Source organism: Azospirillum doebereinerae, assembly GCF_003989665.1.
Classification (GTDB): Bacteria; Pseudomonadota; Alphaproteobacteria; order Azospirillales; family Azospirillaceae; genus Azospirillum; species Azospirillum doebereinerae.
Genome location: NZ_RZIJ01000115.1, coordinates 1 through 1269, shown reverse-complemented (window position 1 = coordinate 1269; position 1269 = coordinate 1). Strand labels below are relative to the sequence as shown.

Sequence of the window (1269 nt, the reverse complement as noted above, 5' to 3'; positions counted from 1 at the left end):
CCGGCTGCCAGAGCAGGCAGCCGAAGCGGCGGGGATCGTTGAAGCGCAGCACCTGGCCCGAGTCGAGCGTGATGTCGACATGGTCGTGCGCGCGCACCGGCACCCCGGGGTCCAGCACGCGCAGGCTGCCCGACATGCCCAGATGCAGCAGTGCGCTGCCCGCGCCGGTATCGAGCAGCAGGTATTTGGCGCGGCGCCGGATCGCCTCGATGCGCTGTCCCGGCAACAGCGCGCCGACTTCGGCAGGAATGGGCCAGCGCAGGTCCGGCCGGCGCAACAGGACACCGGTGATCCGCCGGCCCAGCACGTGCGGCGCCAGGCCGGCGCGGGTGGTTTCGACTTCGGGCAGTTCGGGCATCGGCCGGCGCAATGGAAGAACGTCTGCTGTATCGGGCGCTTCGGCGCGGATTCAATGCACGGCGCCGCATCGGCGGTGCACCGTACGCGAGCGGATGACTCAGCCCGACCAGCCCGGCAGCTTCTTCGGCAGCGCCGGCGGATCGATGGCGACGTATCTCGGCAGCCCGTCTCGCCCGTATGGCGGCGGGGCCTCTCCGCGGATCAATGGCTCGAGATAGCGCCGGGCCGCGGCGGTGATGCCGTAGCCGTCGCGGCGGATGAAACCCGCGGGCATGGTCTTCTCGTGGTTGGCCACCTTCCCGAGCGGCGCCGCCTCGATGGTCCAGCGGTACGGCGCATCGGACTTCCGTTTGATCGACGGCATCGTCGCGTTGCGGCCGGCGAGCGCGAACTGCACCGCGGCGCGGCCCACGGCCATCGCCTGCTCGACATCGGTCTTCGATGCGACATGCCGCGCCGAGCGCTGGAGATAGTCGGGCAGGGTCCAGTGCACCTTGTAGCCGAGCGCGTCCTTGACCCGGCCGGCCAGATGCGAAGCCACGCCCCCCAGCTGGGTGTGCCCGAACGAATCGGTGCCACCGCCGGCATCGGCGACGAAGCGTCCCGCCGCATCGCGGATGCCTTCGCTGGCGACGACGACGCACCAGCCCACGCGCTCGACGACCTGCTGCACCCGGGCGAGGAATGCCGCCTCGTCGTAGGCCCGCTCGGGGAACAGGATGATCTGCGGCGCGTCGTCCGGACCTTGCCCGGCCAGACCTGCCGCCGCGGCCAGCCAGCCTGCATGCCGGCCCATGGCCTCATAGACGAAGACCCTGGTCGAGGTGTCGGCCATCGCAGCGACGTCGAGCGCGGCCTCGCGCACCGACACGGCGGTGTACTTCGCAGCCGAACCAAAGCCCGGGCAGC

Annotated in this window: 2 protein-coding genes; both read right to left on the bottom strand. The window is 71.1% G+C overall.

The genetic code is table 11. From position 1 onward, the window contains the following. Positions 1–358: DNA-formamidopyrimidine glycosylase family protein (locus EJ913_RS31420; RefSeq protein ID WP_280531413.1), on the bottom strand; the 358-nt coding region annotated here is incomplete at its 3' end. 99 nt (positions 359–457) lie between these two features. Then, positions 458–1269: diphosphate--fructose-6-phosphate 1-phosphotransferase (locus EJ913_RS31415; protein WP_127005234.1), on the bottom strand; the 812-nt coding region annotated here is incomplete at its 5' end.